A 17260-nucleotide genomic window follows, 5' to 3' on the forward strand; every position below is an offset into this window, starting at 1 on the left:
GAAAGGAGTGACCCAAATGATTATCAAGCCAGATAAAAACAAAGTTCGCAAAAAAAGACATGCTCGTGTGCGTGCGAAGTTAAGCGGAACGGCAACTCGTCCTCGTCTAAACGTTTTCCGTTCTAACAAACACATTTACGCGCAGTTAATTGACGATGTAAACGGTGTAACATTAGTTAGCGCATCTACTTTAGATAAAGAGTTTGATTTAGAATCTACTGGTAACGTGGAAGCAGCGAAAAAAGTTGGTGAGCTTGTTGCTAAACGTGCGGTAGAAAAAGGTTTCACAAGTGTTGTATTTGACCGCGGCGGATATTTATATCATGGTCGTGTAAAAGCATTAGCTGAAGCTGCTCGTGAGAACGGTCTACAATTTTAATGGATAAAGGAGGGACAACAAAGATGCGTCGCATTGATCCTAGCAAACTTGAATTAGAAGAACGCGTAGTTACTGTTAACCGTGTTGCAAAGGTAGTTAAAGGTGGACGTCGTTTCCGTTTCTCTGCGCTAGTAGTTGTAGGTGACAAAAACGGTCACGTAGGATTCGGTACTGGTAAAGCGCAAGAGGTACCTGATGCAATTCGTAAAGCTATTGAAGATGCTAAGAAAAATTTAATCGAAGTACCTATCGTAGGTACAACAATTCCACACGAAGTAATCGGTCACTTTGGTGCAGGTGAAATCTTCATGAAACCTGCTTCTGCCGGTACTGGAGTTATCGCAGGTGGTCCTGTACGTGCGGTGCTTGAATTAGCGGGTGTTCAAGATATCCTTTCTAAATCTTTAGGATCTAATACACCTATTAACATGGTTCGTGCAACTATGGACGGATTAAAACAATTAAAACGTGCTGAGGACGTAGCGAAATTACGTGGTAAATCCGTGGAAGAACTGTTAGGATAAGGAGGGATAACAATGGCGAAAAAATTAGCAATTACCCTCACTCGTAGCGTAATTGGTCGTCCGAAAGACCAACGTGAAACAGTTAAAGCTCTTGGCTTACGTAAATTGCATCAAACGGTTGAGCACAATGATAACGCGGCAATCCGTGGTATGATCAACAAAGTGTCTCACTTAGTTACTGTAAAAGAAATCTAATTTTATTTTCTTCAATAAGGAGGTGCCGACATGAAACTTCATGAACTAAAACCTGCTGAAGGTTCTCGTAAAAAACGTAATCGTGTAGGTCGTGGTATCGGTTCTGGTAACGGTAAAACTTCAGGCCGTGGTCAAAAAGGACAAAACGCTCGTTCTGGCGGCGGTGTTCGTCCTGGTTTTGAAGGTGGTCAAACTCCTTTATTCCGTCGTTTACCAAAACGTGGTTTCACAAACATCAACCGTAAAGAATATGCGATCGTTAACCTTGATGCATTAAATCGCTTTGAGGACGGAACAGAAGTTACTCCAGAACTTCTAATTGAAACTGGCGTAGTAAGCAAAGAAAAAGCAGGAATTAAAATTCTTGCAAAAGGTAACATCGAGAAGAAGCTTACTGTAAAAGCTCATAAATTCTCTTCTGCTGCAAAAGAGGCAATTGAAGCTGCTGGCGGTACAACTGAGGTGATTTAATGTTCCAGACGATCTCCAATTTTATGCGCGTGGGCGACATAAGAAAAAAAATTATCTTCACCTTATTAATGCTCGTTGTATTTCGTATTGGAGCATTCATTCCGGTTCCAAACGTAAATGCGGATATTTTAAAAATGCAAGATGACGCTGGCCTCTTTGGATTCTTAAATATTTTTGGAGGCGGCGCCCTATTCAACTTCTCCATCTTCGCGATGGGAATTATGCCTTACATTACAGCATCCATTATTGTTCAATTACTTCAAATGGATGTTGTGCCGAAATTTACGGAATGGTCGAAACAAGGTGAAGTTGGAAGAAGAAAGTTAGCTCAGTTTACCCGCTATTTCACCATTATTTTAGGCTTCATTCAAGCTTTAGCCATGTCATATGGTTTCAACCGCTTTGCTGGTGGATTATTAATTAAGGATCCAGGCTTCGATACGTACCTTTTAATTGCGCTTGTTCTAACTGCAGGTACGGCTTTTCTTATGTGGTTAGGTGAGCAAATTACAGCTAATGGTGTTGGAAACGGCATTTCCATCATTATCTTCGCTGGTATCGTTGCCGGAATTCCACAAGCGGTGAACCAAATTTATGCACAGCAAATTGAAGGGGCAGGCGAACAATTATTTATGCGCATTGTTTTCTTAGCCCTGATTTTACTTGCTGTGATTGCCATTACTGTTGGAGTTATATTTGTCCAGCAAGCTTTACGTAAAATTCCGATTCAGTATGCGAAACGTTTAGTGAATCGCAACCCTGTTGGTGGTCAATCGACTCACCTTCCGTTAAAAGTTAACGCAGCAGGAGTTATTCCAGTCATCTTTGCGATTTCATTTATCATTACTCCACAAACGATTGCATCGTTTTTCGGACAAAATGAGGTTACAGACTTTATCCTGTATGTGTTTGACTACACCAAACCAGTTGGGATGATTCTTTACATTGCTTTAATTATTGCATTCACCTATTTCTATGCATTCATTCAGGTAAATCCGGAACAAATGGCGGAAAACTTGAAGAAGCAAGGTGGATATATTCCAGGTATCCGACCTGGTAAAAACACTCAAGAGTATTTAACTCGCGTGTTATATCGTTTAACGTTTGTAGGTTCGATTTTCTTAGCAGTCGTTTCCGTGCTTCCTGTTTTCTTTATTACATTTGCGAAATTACCACCAGCTGCTCAAATTGGTGGAACGAGCTTACTCATCGTTGTCGGGGTAGCTCTAGAAACAATGAAGCAATTGGAAGCACAGCTTGTGAAACGCCACTATAAAGGGTTCATTAAGTAATATCGGTTTTGGGAACAATTTATGTTCCTAAAACCTACTTTCAGACTGAGGGGGAATACGAGTGAATTTAGTATTAATGGGGCTTCCTGGTGCAGGAAAAGGCACCCAAGCTGAAAAAATCGTAGAAGAATACGGGATCCCTCATATTTCAACTGGTGATATGTTTCGTGCAGCTATTAAAGAGGGCACGGAGTTAGGATTAAAGGCAAAATCGTTCATGGATAAAGGTGAACTTGTCCCAGACGAAGTAACAATTGGCATCGTTCGTGAGCGCTTAAGCAAAGACGACTGTCAAAAAGGTTTCTTGCTTGACGGCTTTCCAAGAACGGTAGCACAAGCAGAAGCTTTAGAAAACATGTTACAAGAACTGAACAAATCGATTGATTATGTTCTTCACATCGACGTGGACAAAGAGATTTTAATGGAACGTCTAACAGGTCGTCGCATTTGTAAAGAATGTGGTGCTACGTACCATCTCGTATTTAATCCACCGACAAATGAAGGCATTTGCGATCGTTGTGGCGGTGAGCTTTATCAACGTGCAGATGATAATGAAGAAACTGTTCAAAACCGCTTAGACGTAAACATCAAGCAAATGCAACCATTGTTAGATTTCTATCAAGAAAAAGGTTATTTACGTACAATTAATGGTCAGCAAGAAATTGACAAAGTGTTTGCCGACGTTAACGAATTGCTTGGGGGATTAAAATAATGATCATTTGCAAAACCCCTCGAGAAATTGACATTATGCGCGAAGCAGGTCGGATTGTGGCCTTAACCCATAAGGAATTGCAAAAGTATATCCAACCGGGTATTACAACAAAAGAACTCGATGCAATTGCTGAGAAATTTATTCGACAACATGGTGCAATTCCTTCTTTTAAAGGGTATAATGGTTTTCGTGGCAGCATTTGTGCTTCTGTGAACAATGAACTTGTCCACGGAATTCCTGGAGATCGCGTATTGAAAGAGGGAGATATCATCTCCATTGATATCGGCGCAAAATACAACGGGTACCATGGCGATTCTGCTTGGACGTACCCAGTTGGTCAAATAGATGAAGAAACACAAAGACTACTTGAGGTGACCGAAGAATCCCTCTATCGTGGTCTGAAAGAAGCAAAACCGGGCGCGCGCCTTTCGAACATCTCCCATGCGATTCAAACGTATGTGGAAGCAAACGGCTTTTCAATTGTCCGTGAGTATGTTGGTCACGGAATTGGTCAAGACTTACATGAGGATCCACAAATTCCTCATTACGGTCCTCCAAATAAAGGACCACGTTTAAAGCCCGGAATGGTACTCGCTATTGAACCGATGGTGAATGCAGGAAGCCGTTATGTCCGTACACTTCCTGATAACTGGACTGTAGTAACGGTTGATGGAAAAATGTGTGCTCATTTTGAGCATACGGTAGCCATTACGGATGATGGTTACGAAATTTTAACCCAAGCCTAAGTGAAGGTGATATATTTGAACGAAGATCCACGTCCTCAAATAGGTCAATTTGTGTTGATCAAAAAAGGACGCGATGCTGGGCAATATGGTGTAGTCGTTGGTCATCTTGATGAACGGTTTGTTCTGATTGCCGATGGTGACAAACGAAAGTTTGATCGCCCGAAAAAGAAAAACATTCAACATCTTGAATGTATTGACTATGTTTCTCCTGAAGTTCAGAGCAGTATTCAAGAAACTGGGCGAGTCACTAATGGGAAGCTCAGATTTGCTTTAGCAAAGTTTTTGAATGAAGTCTTGGAAGATGTGAAGAAGGGAGACGAGTTCGATGGCGAAAGACGATGTTATCGAAGTGGAAGGTACAGTAGTTGAAACTTTGCCAAACGCTATGTTTAAGGTAGAATTAGAAAATGGTCATACAGTTCTTGCTCACGTATCTGGTAAAATCCGCATGCACTTTATTCGCATTTTACCAGGAGACAAAGTTACTGTTGAGCTTTCTCCGTATGATTTAACACGCGGAAGAATTACGTACCGTTATAAATAATATTAGCACTCCGTACTACTAAGGAGGTTAGAACAAGATGAAAGTAAGACCATCAGTAAAACCAATCTGCGAGAAATGTAAAGTTATTCGTAGAAAAGGTAAAGTAATGGTTATTTGTGAAAATCCTAAACACAAACAAAAACAAGGTTAATTTTGAAGGAGGTGCGTTTTTACAATGGCTCGTATTGCAGGTGTTGATATCCCACGTGACAAACGTGTTGTAATTTCTTTAACTTACATCTATGGTATTGGTCGTCCAACGGCAAAAAAAATCTTAGCTGAAGCAGGTGTATCTGAGGATACTCGTGTTCGTGATTTAACAGAAGAGGAACTTGGTAAAATCCGTGATATCGTTGACAAGCTTAAAGTAGAAGGTGACCTTCGTCGTGAAGTGTCTCTAAACATCAAGCGTCTAATGGAGATCGGATGCTATCGTGGTATTCGTCACCGTCGTGGTTTACCAGTACGCGGTCAAAATACGAAAAACAACGCTCGTACACGCAAAGGTCCTCGTAAGACTGTAGCGAACAAGAAAAAATAATCGGTAAAGGAGGTTGCTTAAAGAATGGCACGTAAAACAAACACTCGTAAGCGCCGTGTGAAAAAGAATATTGAAACAGGTATTGCACACATTCGTTCAACTTTCAACAATACAATCGTTACTATTACAGACGTTCATGGAAATGCGATTGCTTGGTCTAGTGCTGGTGCGCTTGGTTTCAAAGGTTCTCGTAAATCTACTCCATTCGCTGCGCAAATGGCAGCAGAAGCAGCAGCAAAAGCATCTATGGAGCATGGTATGAAGTCTCTTGAAGTAACTGTAAAAGGTCCTGGTGCAGGACGTGAAGCAGCAATTCGTGCGCTTCAAGCTGCTGGTCTTGAAGTTACTTCAATCAAAGACGTAACACCAGTTCCACACAATGGATGCCGTCCACCAAAACGTCGCCGTGTTTAATTTTTCTGTATAAAGATTCATATCCGTGGCGATAATGGGATATGATGGTAAACTTTATACAGAAGAAGTTTTAATCCAGTTGTTGTGCACAAACGGGAACGTAAACATGGGGGAATTTCGGTTAGGCGAAGCCTGAGAACGGTCTAGCCGGGGTTTCGACGTTTTGAAGGAGGGTAAATTTGAATGATCGAAATTGAAAAACCAAAAATTGAAACGGTTGAGATCAGCGATGATGCCACTTACGGGAAATTCGTCGTAGAACCACTTGAGCGTGGATATGGTACAACTTTGGGTAACTCCTTACGTCGTATCCTATTATCCTCACTCCCAGGTGCCGCTGTCACATCTATTCAAATAGATGGAGTACTGCATGAGTTCTCAACAATTGAAGGCGTCGTAGAAGATGTAACGTCTATTATTTTAAATATTAAAAAACTAGCATTAAAAATATATTCTGATGAAGAGAAGACGCTTGAAATTGATGTGCAGGGTGAAGGAGTTGTAACTGCTGCTGATATTACGCATGATAGCGATGTGGAAATTTTAAATCCTGATTTACACATTGCGACTCTTGCGTCAAATGGCCATTTACGTATGCGATTAACTGCGAAGCGAGGACGTGGCTACACTCCAGCAGATCAAAATAAACGAGAGGATCATCCGATCGGCGTTATCCCAATCGACTCCATTTTCACACCAGTCTCTCGAGTAAACTATCAAGTTGAAAATACTCGTGTAGGCCAAATGACCAACTATGATAAGCTATCATTAGACGTGTGGACAGATGGTAGCATCGGTCCAAAAGAAGCTGTTGCCTTAGGTGCGAAAATTTTAACAGAGCACTTAAACATCTTCGTTGGACTAACTGATGAAGCACAAAATGCTGAAATTATGGTCGAAAAAGAAGAAGACCAAAAAGAAAAAGTTCTTGAAATGACGATCGAAGAACTTGATCTTTCTGTACGTTCTTATAACTGCTTGAAGCGTGCTGGTATTAATACGGTTCAAGAATTAGCGAACAAAACAGAAGAAGATATGATGAAAGTACGTAACTTAGGACGTAAATCATTAGAGGAAGTTAAATCAAAACTAGAAGAACTTGGATTAAGCTTACGTAAAGAAGACTAATTATCTTTCCGCGTAAGGCCCGAAAAGTTCGTAACAATGATTTCAACAAAGGAGGGAACCTTCATGTCTTACAGAAAGTTAGGACGTACAAGCGCTCAACGTAAAGCGTTATTACGTGACTTAACAACTGACCTTATCATCAATGAGCGCATTGAAACGACTGAAGCTCGTGCGAAAGAATTACGCTCAGTTGTTGAAAAAATGATTACTCTTGGTAAACGTGGAGACCTACATGCTCGTCGTCAAGCAGCTGCTTTCATCCGTAAAGAAGTAGCAAACGAAGAGAATGGACAAGATGCACTTCAAAAATTATTTAGTGAAATCGCTCCACGCTACGCTGAGCGTCAAGGTGGTTACACTCGCATTATGAAACTTGGTCCACGCCGCGGTGACGGTGCGCCAATGGTTATCATTGAATTAGTGTAATGATACATCTTTAGATCAACAACAAGGGCGGGACAGTTATTTATAACTGATTCTATGCCCTTTTTCTCTATCGTCTTAAAAGTTAGAGCGTTATGATGAGCATGACTACATGACTCGTCTAGCTCCATGCACCTCTTTTCCGTCCCATACATTGGGAGTCGATGATAAGAAAAGTATACGCTTTTCTTAGAAAAGGGGTGCAGGCTTTTTTTATATGTACACCTTTTTTCAAGAGTGGAGTAGAGAAGAGAGGATTGAGTTGAGAGGAGGAACTTCAAGTGGAGAAGCTCATATCTGTAAAAAACGTTTATTTTCAATATCCCGGTCAAGAAGGCTATGCGTTAGAAAATGTTACGTTTGATGTTTTTGCCGGAGAGTGGGTAGCATTGGTCGGTCATAACGGTTCAGGTAAATCGACGTTAGCGAAAATGCTGAACGGCCTTCACTTTCCACAAAAAGGTTCGGTAGAAGTTTGTGGATATGAGTTGAATGAACAAAATATATGGGAAATAAGAAAACATATTGGGATGGTGTTTCAAAATCCAGATAATCAATTTGTTGGAACAACCGTAGAAGATGATGTGGCTTTTGGTTTGGAAAATCAGGGAATTCCCCGTGAAGAAATGGTCAATCGTGTAATAGAAGCACTTAAACATGTGAAAATGGAACAATTTCTTAATCAAGAGCCACACCATCTGTCAGGCGGACAAAAGCAGCGTGTTGCAATTGCAAGTGTTCTAGCATTACGCCCCTCTATCATTTTATTGGATGAAGCGACTTCCATGTTAGATCCAAAGGGAAGGGCAGAAGTGATTGAAACGGTAAAAACATTAAAAGAGCGCTATCAATTAACCGTCATTTCCATCACTCATGATTTAGAAGAAGCTGTAAAAGCGGATCGAGTAATTGTGATGAATGGTGGAAAAGTCTTTTCAGAAGGGGTACCAAAAGAGATTTTTGGGCTCGATGAACAATTAGTACAGTTAGGGTTGGATATTCCGTTTGCCGTGAAACTTAGAAAAGCGCTCCAAGAAAAAGGAATTTCTGTTTCATCACAATTGATGAACGAAGAAGAGTTGGTGAATGAGTTATGGACATTACATTGCAGCAAGTAGAGTATCGCTATCAAGTGGGAACACCGTTCGAACGACGAGCCATCTACGATATTGATTTGGACATCCCTCATGGAACGTATTTAGCGGTAATCGGGCATACAGGATCGGGCAAATCAACGCTCATTCAACATTTAAACGCCTTATTGCAACCGACAAAAGGAACGGTCACCATAGGAGATACGAACATTCAAGCAGGAAAAAAAGAACGCCAAATCCGTCAAGTTCGTCAAAAAGTCGGGATTGTGTTTCAGTTTCCTGAACACCAACTTTTTGAAGAAACCGTAGAAAAAGATATTTGTTTTGGCCCGATGAACTTTGGGGTATCGGAAGACGAAGCGAGGGAGCGAGCTCGAAAAGCTATTGAACTTGTTGGTTTATCGGAAGATTTGTTGTCTAAATCCCCTTTTGAGTTATCCGGTGGTCAAATGAGACGTGTGGCCATTGCTGGTGTGTTAGCAATGAAGCCGAACGTCCTCGTTCTTGATGAACCGACAGCTGGACTGGACCCAAAAGGTCGAAAAGACATTATGGACATGTTTTACCGGTTACATCAAGAGGAACGTTTGTCAATTGTTTTAGTCACTCATAGTATGGAGGATGCGGCGAAGTATGCCGATGAAATTATTATTATGCACAAGGGGACCATTCATAAGCGGGGAACTCCAACGGAAATCTTCCATTCGCCAGAAGAACTTCTCCAGCTTGGATTAGACGTACCTGATGTCGTTCGGTTCCAATATCAATTAGAGAAGAAGCTGGGAATCCAATTGAATACCCGGTGCCTATCCATCGAACAACTAGCGGAAGAAATTCAACGTTGGATGGGGGGGAACGGACGATGATGGACAAAATGATTTTTGGACGTTATGTACCTTCTGATTCGATTGTGCATCGGTTGGATCCTCGCTCGAAATTACTGTTTGTGTTTTTCTATATTGCCGTCGTTTTTTTAGCGAACAATGTTGTAACCTATGGTTTGTTAACATTCTATACGTTTTTGCTATTATTTTTATCTAATATACCGGTCAAATTCATTTTAAATGGGCTTAAGCCAATATTATGGTTAATTTTATTTACGTTTATTCTTCATTTGTTTTTTACAAAACAAGGGGAAGTTGTTTTTCAATGGGGCTGGTTAACGTTTTACGAAGAAGGAATCAGACAAGGGATCTTTATTTCATTACGATTTTTATTACTTATTCTCGTCACTTCTTTACTTACGTTAACCACGTCACCGATTTCCATCACGGATGGCTTAGAGAGCTTGTTAGGCTATTTCAAACGATGGAAATTTCCTGTTCATGAATTAGCATTAATGATGTCCATTTCTCTCCGGTTCATTCCAACGCTTATGCAAGAAACGGAAAAAATTATGAAAGCACAAGTCGCAAGAGGGGCGGATTTTACACACGGCTCGATCAAAGACCGATTGAAGGCCATAGTTCCATTGCTCATTCCCCTTTTCGTCAGTTCGTTTAAACGAGCGGAAGAGTTAGCCGTTGCGATGGAAGCACGCGGTTACCGAGGGGGAGAAGGACGGACCAAATATCGGCAATTACAGTGGAAATGGACAGATTCGGTAGCACTCATCACGTTAGCCATTTTAGCCTTCATTCTTTTTGTGTTACGGTCGTAATGGAGTGGACAATATGAATCGATACAAAGCCATTATATCCTATGACGGGTCCCGTTTTAGCGGGTATCAAATCCAACCAACTGGTCGAACGGTTCAAGGAGAATTAGAAAAGGCCCTTTCCACTCTCCATAAGGGCGAGCCTATTTCTGTTGTCGGCTCTGGTCGGACAGATGCTGGCGTCCATGCGAAAGGGCAAGTCATTCATTTTGATTCACCGCTTCCCATTCCTTTAGAAAAATGGCCAAAAGTATTAAACGGGCTCTTACCAACGGATATTGCTGTACAGTCCGTCCAACAAGTATCCATGGACTTCCATGCTCGTTTTTCTGCAATGGGAAAGGAATATCGTTATTTGGTGTATCAACAGAAAGAGCGTGACCCTTTTAAACACCATTACGAATATCATTATCCTTATCCTCTTAACCTCAATGCGATGGTCGAAGCAAGTACGTATTTAATCGGTACACACGATTTTACGAGCTTCTGTTCAGCGAAAACGGAAATCGAAGACAAAGTAAGAACGATCGAACAAATTCGCATTTGGGAAGAGGAAAAAGGATTGGTGTTTCAATTTATCGGTAACGGCTTTTTATATAATATGGTACGAATTATTGTTGGGACATTGCTCGAAGTAGGAAGTGGAAAAAAATACGCAAGTGATATTCCGAGAATTTTAGAAGGAAAAAATAGAGAGCTTGCCGGGAAGACCGCGCCAGCCTGTGGTTTATATTTATGGCAAGTGTTTTATGACAACTAATCCAGGTGTAACATTTTCTTGACATTGGCAACTGAAAGAGATATTATATCATATGGTATGTATTTAACCCCACGATAAGCCCCGGAACTTAATCGTGTTAAAAATAAATACAGGTGAAAAGGAATTTTTATTTTTAGGAGGGTAAATCATGCGTACTACGTATATGGCAAAAGCAAATGAAGTAGAGCGTAAATGGTACGTTGTAGACGCTGAAGGTAAAACTTTAGGTCGTCTTGCCAGCGAAGTAGCTGCAATCTTACGCGGTAAACATAAACCAACTTACACACCACACGTTGATACTGGTGACCATGTGATCATCATCAACGCTTCTAAAATCGAACTTACTGGTAAAAAATTAACAGACAAAATCTACTACCGTCATAGCCAACATCCAGGCGGTTTAAAAGCTCGTACAGCGCTTGAAATGCGTACAAACTATCCTGAGAAAATGTTAGAGCTTGCTATTAAAGGCATGCTTCCTAAAGGTTCTTTAGGACGTCAAATGTTCAAAAAATTACACGTTTATGCGGGTCCTGAACATCCACATCAAGCTCAAAAACCTGAAGTGTACGAACTACGCGGATAATTTTAAGAGGAGGGTATTATCTTGGCACAAGTTCAATACTATGGAACTGGTCGTCGCAAAAGCTCTGTAGCACGTGTTCGTTTAGTACCAGGCGACGGTCGTATCGTAATCAATGGTCGTGACGTAGAAAACTACATTCCATTCGAAGCATTACGTGAAGTAATTAAGCAACCACTTGTAATTACTGAAACTTTTGGCAACTACGATGTACTTGTAAACGTTAAAGGTGGCGGTTATTCTGGTCAAGCAGGTGCGATCCGTCACGGTATCGCTCGTGCGTTACTTCAAGCAGATCCTGAATATCGTCAACCACTAAAACGTGCTGGATTATTAACTCGTGACGCACGTATGAAAGAGCGTAAGAAATACGGTCTTAAAGGCGCTCGTCGTGCACCACAATTCTCCAAACGCTAATTTGTTTTGGATGCAAAACCTCTATCCGTTTCGGATGGAGGTTTTTTTGTGCCCAAAAATTGTGATTTTTTTCTTTGTATCACTTTCCTTACAGAGCAAACAATACGTGGTAAGGAGAGTGAATACAAATGGCAGTGATTAAGACGTTTTCTTATAAAAAAAGAGAAAAAGAATTACACCATGAACGGATGATTTTAAGAGAATTGTCTATTTCCATGCTACGGGATCGTATGCAGAAATATTTTCGACCATTTTATTTCGAATGTGGACGGCGTTTAGCTCCACAGCTCGAAGAAGGATGTTATGATATGGCCATTGAAGCGTATTTACTTGGTGCGAAATATAGTCGCTTTGGGTATTATGGAGAGTCGGTCACACAAGTTCGTCATCGCTGTCGCGGAGAGTTAAAAGACATCATCGATACGTTGTATAATGATTGGCTTTATTGGGGTATCCGGGATCATGAATCGCTTGCTTCCGAATCCATCTACTATGCTTGTGAACAGTACATTGACTCGTGGTGGACGGAAGGTTTTTTAAAAGCCACACGGAGAAGAAAGCTCCGTCTGAAATAGATGTTACAGTTCTATTTCCTTCCCTTGTCCCATACAGTGGATATAGAGAAAAGGGAAGGGATGGAAATTACGCATGAATAAAAAAGTGAAATGGTTCCTCTTTGGCGTAGGAATTCTCCTTTTCATGTATCTATTAAAGTACCAATTTTTAAATTCGCAATCGTTTGAGTCATGGAACTTGCCGTTGTCAGGAAAAATTATTTACTTAGATCCTGGACATGGGGGACCAGACGGTGGAGCGGGGGATGAAGAGGTGCTTGAAAAGGATATTGCGCTATCAGTTGCGCTAAAGCTGAGGGATTATTTACAAGAACAAGGTGCCTTGGTGCTTTTAACAAGAGAAACAGATACGGATTTAGCCGATGAGGAGACAAGAGGGTATAGTCGACGAAAGGTGGAAGATCTTCAAAAAAGGCTACAGTTAATTAACGAATCCGATGCCTCTTTATATTTAAGTATCCATTTAAACGCCATTCCTTCCTCAAGGTGGAGTGGGGCGCAAACATTTTATTATCCCCGGTATAAAGAAAATAGACGGATTGCTACGTTTATCCAAGAAGAATTGCGGGTAAGCCTTGAAAATACAGATCGCTTAGCGAAAGTCATTAATAACGTTTACTTAATAAAAAACGCCAAAAAACCTGGAGCACTTGTAGAAATCGGTTTTCTTTCCAATCCAGAAGAAAAGAGGAATTTAATGAACGATCGTTATCAAGATAAAGTAGCTGAAGCCATTTATCGAGGGGTTCTTCGCTATTTTACGAATGAGCCGGAGCTGGAAGAATAGCTCCTTTTTTGTTTGTCGTTTTGCAACATTTTTCAAATAATTCGCGCGTCTCTTTTTGGGCGATCGTCAATATGTGATATACTGATGAAAAGAAAGAAAAGTTTACATAGGGAGAAAGGGTGTTTTTCGTGCTTACGAAACAAGATGTCATTCAACTTTTAGGTGAATTAAAAGATCCTTTTTTACATAAACCGTTAAAAGAAACGAATGGAATACTTGAAGTCGCTATTAAAGAAGAGAAAAAACATGTTAGCGTCAAAGTAGCTATCGCGAAAACGGGGACAGGTGAGCAGCTTCAATTACAATCGCAAATTGTGGAAACGCTTAAAAAAGCGGGGGCAGAAACGGTTGGTATCCGCTTTGCTGATCTACCAAAAGAGGAATTAGAAAAACATCGTTATTCCAGTGAACCAAAAGGTCAAGGACTCCTCTCACCGAGTAGGCAAACGACATTTATTGCGATTGCTAGTGGAAAAGGGGGCGTCGGAAAATCTACCGTCTCCTGTAACCTGGCAGTAGCATTAGCAAGACTCGGGAAAAAAGTTGGCCTTATTGATGCGGACATCTACGGATTCAGTGTTCCTGATATGATGGGAATTACAAAGCGACCACAAGTTCGTGGAGACATGATTATTCCAGTGGAGCGCTTTGGTGTTAAAGTCATTTCGATGGGATTCTTTGTGGAAGATAATGCACCGGTCATTTGGCGTGGACCAATGTTAGGAAAAATGCTAAACAACTTCTTCAGCCAAGTGGAGTGGGGAGACTTAGATTATTTATTATTAGACTTACCTCCTGGAACAGGGGATGTTGCATTAGATGTTCACACGATGCTCCCGCACTGTAAAGAAATTATTGTAACGACGCCACATCCAACAGCGGCGTTTGTAGCGGCACGAGCTGGCGCTATGGCGTTACGTACCGAACATGAAGTATTAGGTGTTATTGAAAACATGTCTTACTTTGAAAGTAAAGTAACTGGTGAAAAAGAATATGTCTTCGGTCGCGGCGGTGGCCAAAAATTAGCGGAAGAACTACAAACCGAACTACTTGGCCAGTTACCTTTACAACAGCCGGATTGGCCTGATAACGAGGAAGACTTTGCACCGTCGATTTATGGAGAAGATCATCCACTTGGAAAGATTTATTTAGACATCGCGAAAAAAGTGAGCGGTTTGTTAATGAAATAAATCTAAAAAATCAGACCGGATTTATCGGTCTGATTTTTTATGCAGACGCTCCACCGCCTTGTCCTTGCCCTTTATCTTCTCCTTCACCACCACCTTCTTGTCCCCCACCTTCTTTACCTTCTTCTTTTTTCTCTCCCCCTTCTTGGCCTGCTTGTTTTAACACATCTTGAAGTTTAGACTTGAATAAAGGACTTTCAAATGTTTCGATAATAACGGTTTGTAAATGTTCTCGATACTCTTTACTTTTCAGCACTTCATTGTACTCTTTTTGCATTTCAGGATCTTTCAAAATATCCATCATCATCCCTTGATATTCTGGGTCTTTCATAAGTTCCTTTAATAGCTTTTCGTTTTCTTTTTTCATGCTTTTGGCAACCGTTTCAGCAAATTTTGGATCTTCAAAAGACTTTTTCCAAAATTCGACCCCTTTTTCAGATGTTAAGGTTTTTTGAATCGAATCTGAAACAACTTGCTGATCCATGACTAGCTCTTCCTTCATTTTTTCATCAGAAATGACTTGTTGAATTGCTTTCTTTCCTTCATCCGTTTTCAATATATCAACTACCATTTTTTTTGTTTCGTCATAATCCATTTGACCGCCACCGGACTCTTTTCCACCGTTACAAGCGGTTAAAAAAAGTACGGGTATGAGGAGCAAATAGGTCCACTTTTTCATCTTAAAGCTCCTTTCCATTAAACAACTTCTTACTGTTAATATGAGAACTTTGTGAAAAAATATGCGTTCCTTCGCCTTGTCCTAGATTTTTCAAGATTTGGTTGGTAAAATCGAAAGAGTGAATGACATTGACATAATGGAGGAGTCAACGGTGACGATTCGAAATTGGATAAAATTTTTCTTTTCTACATTGTTAGTTGGAGGTTTCGTTTCCGGAATCTTAGGGTTTGTGATTCGCTGGGATGAATTTTCGCCTTATTTTACAAATGGTGAGATCGGGGCAATCCTCTCCACCTTTATTTGGTTAATGGGAGTTGGCTTTACGTTTAGCGTTATTAGTCAAATGGGCTTTTTTGCTTATTTAACCGTTCATCGATTTGGGTTAGGGATTTTCCGAACGATCTCCTTATGGAACGGTGTCCAATGGGTCCTTATTTGTATCGTTTTGTTTGACCTCGTATACTTCCGTTTCCAAGCCTTTGCTGATGAAGGGGAAAGTCTGGTTCCTTACTTATTATTGGCAGGATTCATTCTTTTATTTGGTGCGGTAATCGCGTATTTTAAAGCAAAGCAAACTAATAAACAAACGTTTGTTTCAGCCTTATTTTTTATGGTCGTTGTAACAGTAGTCGAATGGCTACCTGTTCTAACGACGAATGAACAAAGTTGGCTTTACTTAATGCTATTTACATTATTAGCTTGTAACGCTTATCAATTATTAATGCTCCCAAAATACAACACGAAGAAGGCGTAAACAAAAAAGGCGTCCCATTTTTATAGGGGACACCTTTTGTTTTACCTCTTTTTATCGAATTAATGTGGTTTTTGCTTTTCCGCTCGCAATCATTTCCGAAACGGTTTGTAGCTCTCCTTTCTTTTTCGTCATTTGAATGATAGAAGGGAGCGCTTGAGCGGTTTGTTTGGCGGAATCAGAAGCATGGAGTAGAATAATATCTCCCTTTTTAGCGACAGAGACGTTTTTGATAATTTGTTCTACTCCTGGATTTTTCCAGTCATGTGAGTTCACGCTCCAGTGAACGAGAGTATAGCCAAGACGTTCAGCAATTTGAATCACTCGTTCATCGAAATGACCTGTAGGCGTGCGGAGTAATTTGATATTTTTGACGTTTAGTTTTTTAAATACTTCTTGCGCCATTAAAATGTCTCGACGCACTTCCGAATCGTCTAAATCGGTATAATCTTTGTACGTATAACCGAGTAATCCAATTTCGTACCCTTGCTTCACGATTTGCTCAACTAGTTCAGGATGTCTTTCAGCCCATTCTCCGGATAAAAAAAACGTTGCTTTTTTAACGTTCTGCTTCTTTAATAACTCTAAAATAGGAGCGGCCTTTTCATCCCCCCAGCCGATATTAAACGTAAGCGCAATACCTTTTTCTCCTTTATAAATGGCTCTTGGTCCTTCTTTTGTCGAAAAAACAGACAGGTAGCTTAAGCTTTCGGAAAAAAGGAACAGGGCCGTAAAGAATGAAATAATGACGATTAACAGTCCTTGTTTTATTTTTTTGCCACTGACAATATAAAATCCATTCATTCTTGTTTGATCACCTCTTAGACAAGTCCTTGTCACCATTGTATGAAGGCAGATAGGATTTATGTCTTAACATTTTTGTTAAACAACTTCATAATTTTAGACATGTTGGAAAAAACTACAGAAAACAAATAAATAAGGATGTGGAAAAATGCTTGGGATGTTGTTACATGAACATGAGAGGCAAGAGATACTATATTTGCTGAAACGAGAAATGGATGAAATATTATTTGATCTAGAAGATGAACGAATTGATCATGTTGTAAAGAGAGCAATGAAAGAAAGGTACCATATATTATTTACGATATTTAAAAGAGTTGCACCGCATTACGAGTGTTTAAAATATATGCAAATGAAAAGAAAAGCAGAGTGGTAAAAAGGATAAAATTTTTTAAAAAAGTGTTGACGTTTAAGTCGAATGGTAGTATATTATTAAACGTCGCTGCTGAACGACAAATGATCAGCACGATAAATAAAAAAGTGGTTGACACAAAGTCGACCTGGTGTTATTATAAGAAAGTCGCTGTTAAAAAGTAATGATGATTGATCCTTGAAAACTAAACAAAACGAAGCGTCAATGTCAATGAATTTGAGTCTTAT

Annotated in this window: 27 protein-coding genes; 25 read left to right on the forward strand and 2 right to left on the reverse strand. The window is 40.2% G+C overall.

Annotated features, from left to right (window positions below; all coding sequences use genetic code 11):
• Window positions 1-16: 16 nt before the first annotated feature.
• From rplR to ABES52_RS04160, 23 genes are all read left to right on the forward strand, one after another.
• Window positions 17-379: a 50S ribosomal protein L18 gene (gene rplR, locus ABES52_RS04050; protein WP_429649195.1), complete on the forward strand. Its 363-nt coding sequence runs from the start codon at window positions 17-19 to the stop codon at window positions 377-379.
• A gap of 23 nt (window positions 380-402) precedes the next feature.
• Window positions 403-903 (forward strand): 30S ribosomal protein S5, encoded by a 501-nt coding sequence (gene rpsE / locus ABES52_RS04055; RefSeq protein WP_429649197.1) that lies wholly within the window; start codon window positions 403-405, stop codon window positions 901-903.
• Window positions 904-915: 12 nt separating this feature from the next.
• A complete protein-coding gene (gene rpmD, locus ABES52_RS04060) occupies window positions 916-1098 on the forward strand; it encodes a 50S ribosomal protein L30 (RefSeq protein ID WP_429649200.1) in 183 nt (60 codons plus the stop codon).
• Window positions 1099-1128: 30 nt separating this feature from the next.
• Window positions 1129-1569, forward strand: coding sequence for a 50S ribosomal protein L15 (gene rplO / locus ABES52_RS04065; RefSeq protein WP_429649202.1), 441 nt, complete (start codon window positions 1129-1131; stop codon window positions 1567-1569).
• Window positions 1569-2861: a preprotein translocase subunit SecY gene (gene secY / locus ABES52_RS04070; RefSeq protein ID WP_429649204.1), complete on the forward strand. Its 1293-nt coding sequence runs from the start codon at window positions 1569-1571 to the stop codon at window positions 2859-2861. The genes rplO and secY overlap by 1 nt, the downstream gene beginning before the upstream one ends.
• A gap of 61 nt (window positions 2862-2922) precedes the next feature.
• Window positions 2923-3573 carry an adenylate kinase gene (locus tag ABES52_RS04075; RefSeq protein WP_429649206.1) on the forward strand — a complete coding sequence of 217 codons (651 nt, stop codon included), beginning with the start codon at window positions 2923-2925 and terminating at the stop codon, window positions 3571-3573.
• Window positions 3573-4319 carry a type I methionyl aminopeptidase gene (gene map / locus ABES52_RS04080; RefSeq protein ID WP_429649208.1) on the forward strand — a complete coding sequence of 249 codons (747 nt, stop codon included), beginning with the start codon at window positions 3573-3575 and terminating at the stop codon, window positions 4317-4319. Before ABES52_RS04075 ends, map begins: the two co-directional genes overlap by 1 nt.
• A gap of 15 nt (window positions 4320-4334) precedes the next feature.
• Window positions 4335-4688 carry a KOW domain-containing RNA-binding protein gene (locus ABES52_RS04085; RefSeq protein WP_429649210.1) on the forward strand — a complete coding sequence of 118 codons (354 nt, stop codon included), beginning with the start codon at window positions 4335-4337 and terminating at the stop codon, window positions 4686-4688.
• A complete protein-coding gene (infA, locus tag ABES52_RS04090; RefSeq protein ID WP_003178377.1) occupies window positions 4645-4863 on the forward strand; it encodes a translation initiation factor IF-1 in 219 nt (72 codons plus the stop codon). Before ABES52_RS04085 ends, infA begins: the two co-directional genes overlap by 44 nt.
• Window positions 4864-4900: 37 nt before the next feature.
• The gene (gene rpmJ, locus ABES52_RS04095; protein WP_003156543.1) at window positions 4901-5014 is read left to right on the forward strand and encodes a 50S ribosomal protein L36; all 114 of its coding nucleotides are present in this window, start codon (window positions 4901-4903) and stop codon (window positions 5012-5014) included.
• Window positions 5015-5038: 24 nt separating this feature from the next.
• A complete protein-coding gene (gene rpsM / locus ABES52_RS04100) occupies window positions 5039-5404 on the forward strand; it encodes a 30S ribosomal protein S13 (protein ID WP_429649212.1) in 366 nt (121 codons plus the stop codon).
• A gap of 24 nt (window positions 5405-5428) precedes the next feature.
• The gene (gene rpsK, locus ABES52_RS04105; RefSeq protein WP_429649214.1) at window positions 5429-5818 is read left to right on the forward strand and encodes a 30S ribosomal protein S11; all 390 of its coding nucleotides are present in this window, start codon (window positions 5429-5431) and stop codon (window positions 5816-5818) included.
• 183 nt (window positions 5819-6001) lie between these two features.
• Window positions 6002-6946 carry a DNA-directed RNA polymerase subunit alpha gene (locus tag ABES52_RS04110; RefSeq protein ID WP_429649216.1) on the forward strand — a complete coding sequence of 315 codons (945 nt, stop codon included), beginning with the start codon at window positions 6002-6004 and terminating at the stop codon, window positions 6944-6946.
• Between the two features lie 63 nt (window positions 6947-7009).
• Window positions 7010-7372 (forward strand): 50S ribosomal protein L17, encoded by a 363-nt coding sequence (gene rplQ, locus ABES52_RS04115; protein WP_429649218.1) that lies wholly within the window; start codon window positions 7010-7012, stop codon window positions 7370-7372.
• Window positions 7373-7650: 278 nt separating this feature from the next.
• A complete protein-coding gene (locus ABES52_RS04120) occupies window positions 7651-8487 on the forward strand; it encodes an energy-coupling factor ABC transporter ATP-binding protein (protein ID WP_429649220.1) in 837 nt (278 codons plus the stop codon).
• Window positions 8463-9329 (forward strand): energy-coupling factor ABC transporter ATP-binding protein, encoded by an 867-nt coding sequence (locus tag ABES52_RS04125; protein ID WP_429649222.1) that lies wholly within the window; start codon window positions 8463-8465, stop codon window positions 9327-9329. The genes ABES52_RS04120 and ABES52_RS04125 overlap by 25 nt, the downstream gene beginning before the upstream one ends.
• On the forward strand, window positions 9326-10123 hold the full coding sequence (locus ABES52_RS04130; protein WP_429649224.1) for an energy-coupling factor transporter transmembrane component T family protein: 798 nt from the start codon (window positions 9326-9328) through the stop codon (window positions 10121-10123). Before ABES52_RS04125 ends, ABES52_RS04130 begins: the two co-directional genes overlap by 4 nt.
• 13 nt (window positions 10124-10136) lie before the next feature.
• Window positions 10137-10880 carry a tRNA pseudouridine(38-40) synthase TruA gene (gene truA / locus ABES52_RS04135; RefSeq protein ID WP_429649226.1) on the forward strand — a complete coding sequence of 248 codons (744 nt, stop codon included), beginning with the start codon at window positions 10137-10139 and terminating at the stop codon, window positions 10878-10880.
• A gap of 148 nt (window positions 10881-11028) precedes the next feature.
• Window positions 11029-11466, forward strand: a complete 438-nt coding sequence (rplM, locus tag ABES52_RS04140; protein ID WP_429649228.1) for a 50S ribosomal protein L13 — start codon at window positions 11029-11031, stop codon at window positions 11464-11466.
• 21 nt (window positions 11467-11487) lie between these two features.
• Window positions 11488-11880, forward strand: a complete 393-nt coding sequence (rpsI, locus tag ABES52_RS04145) for a 30S ribosomal protein S9 (RefSeq protein ID WP_429649230.1) — start codon at window positions 11488-11490, stop codon at window positions 11878-11880.
• Between the two features lie 128 nt (window positions 11881-12008).
• Complete coding sequence (locus ABES52_RS04150; RefSeq protein WP_429649232.1) at window positions 12009-12455, forward strand: DUF2521 family protein; 447 nt, start codon at window positions 12009-12011, stop codon at window positions 12453-12455.
• A gap of 73 nt (window positions 12456-12528) precedes the next feature.
• Window positions 12529-13242 carry an N-acetylmuramoyl-L-alanine amidase CwlD gene (gene cwlD / locus ABES52_RS04155; protein ID WP_429649234.1) on the forward strand — a complete coding sequence of 238 codons (714 nt, stop codon included), beginning with the start codon at window positions 12529-12531 and terminating at the stop codon, window positions 13240-13242.
• Window positions 13243-13370: 128 nt separating this feature from the next.
• Window positions 13371-14432, forward strand: coding sequence for an iron-sulfur carrier protein/transcriptional regulator SalA (locus ABES52_RS04160; protein ID WP_429649236.1), 1062 nt, complete (start codon window positions 13371-13373; stop codon window positions 14430-14432).
• Window positions 14433-14469: 37 nt separating this feature from the next.
• On the opposite strand, the gene gerD is transcribed toward ABES52_RS04160, so the two are convergent.
• Window positions 14470-15108, reverse strand: a complete 639-nt coding sequence (gene gerD, locus ABES52_RS04165; RefSeq protein WP_429649238.1) for a spore germination lipoprotein GerD — start codon at window positions 15106-15108, stop codon at window positions 14470-14472.
• Between the two features lie 136 nt (window positions 15109-15244).
• Between gerD and ABES52_RS04170 the strand changes: the two genes are divergently transcribed.
• Complete coding sequence (locus ABES52_RS04170) at window positions 15245-15862, forward strand: KinB-signaling pathway activation protein (protein ID WP_429649248.1); 618 nt, start codon at window positions 15245-15247, stop codon at window positions 15860-15862.
• Between the two features lie 51 nt (window positions 15863-15913).
• Here the strand turns inward: ABES52_RS04170 and pdaB are convergent, their stop codons facing one another.
• A complete protein-coding gene (gene pdaB / locus ABES52_RS04175) occupies window positions 15914-16663 on the reverse strand; it encodes a polysaccharide deacetylase family sporulation protein PdaB (protein ID WP_429649240.1) in 750 nt (249 codons plus the stop codon).
• Between the two features lie 148 nt (window positions 16664-16811).
• On the opposite strand from pdaB, the gene ABES52_RS04180 reads away from it, so the two are divergent.
• Complete coding sequence (locus ABES52_RS04180) at window positions 16812-17036, forward strand: hypothetical protein (RefSeq protein WP_429649242.1); 225 nt, start codon at window positions 16812-16814, stop codon at window positions 17034-17036.
• Window positions 17037-17260 lie beyond the last annotated feature (224 nt).

The sequence above is a fragment of the Aeribacillus pallidus genome (assembly GCF_050478865.1).
Taxonomy (GTDB): domain Bacteria; phylum Bacillota; class Bacilli; order Bacillales; family JACDOC01; genus JACDOC01.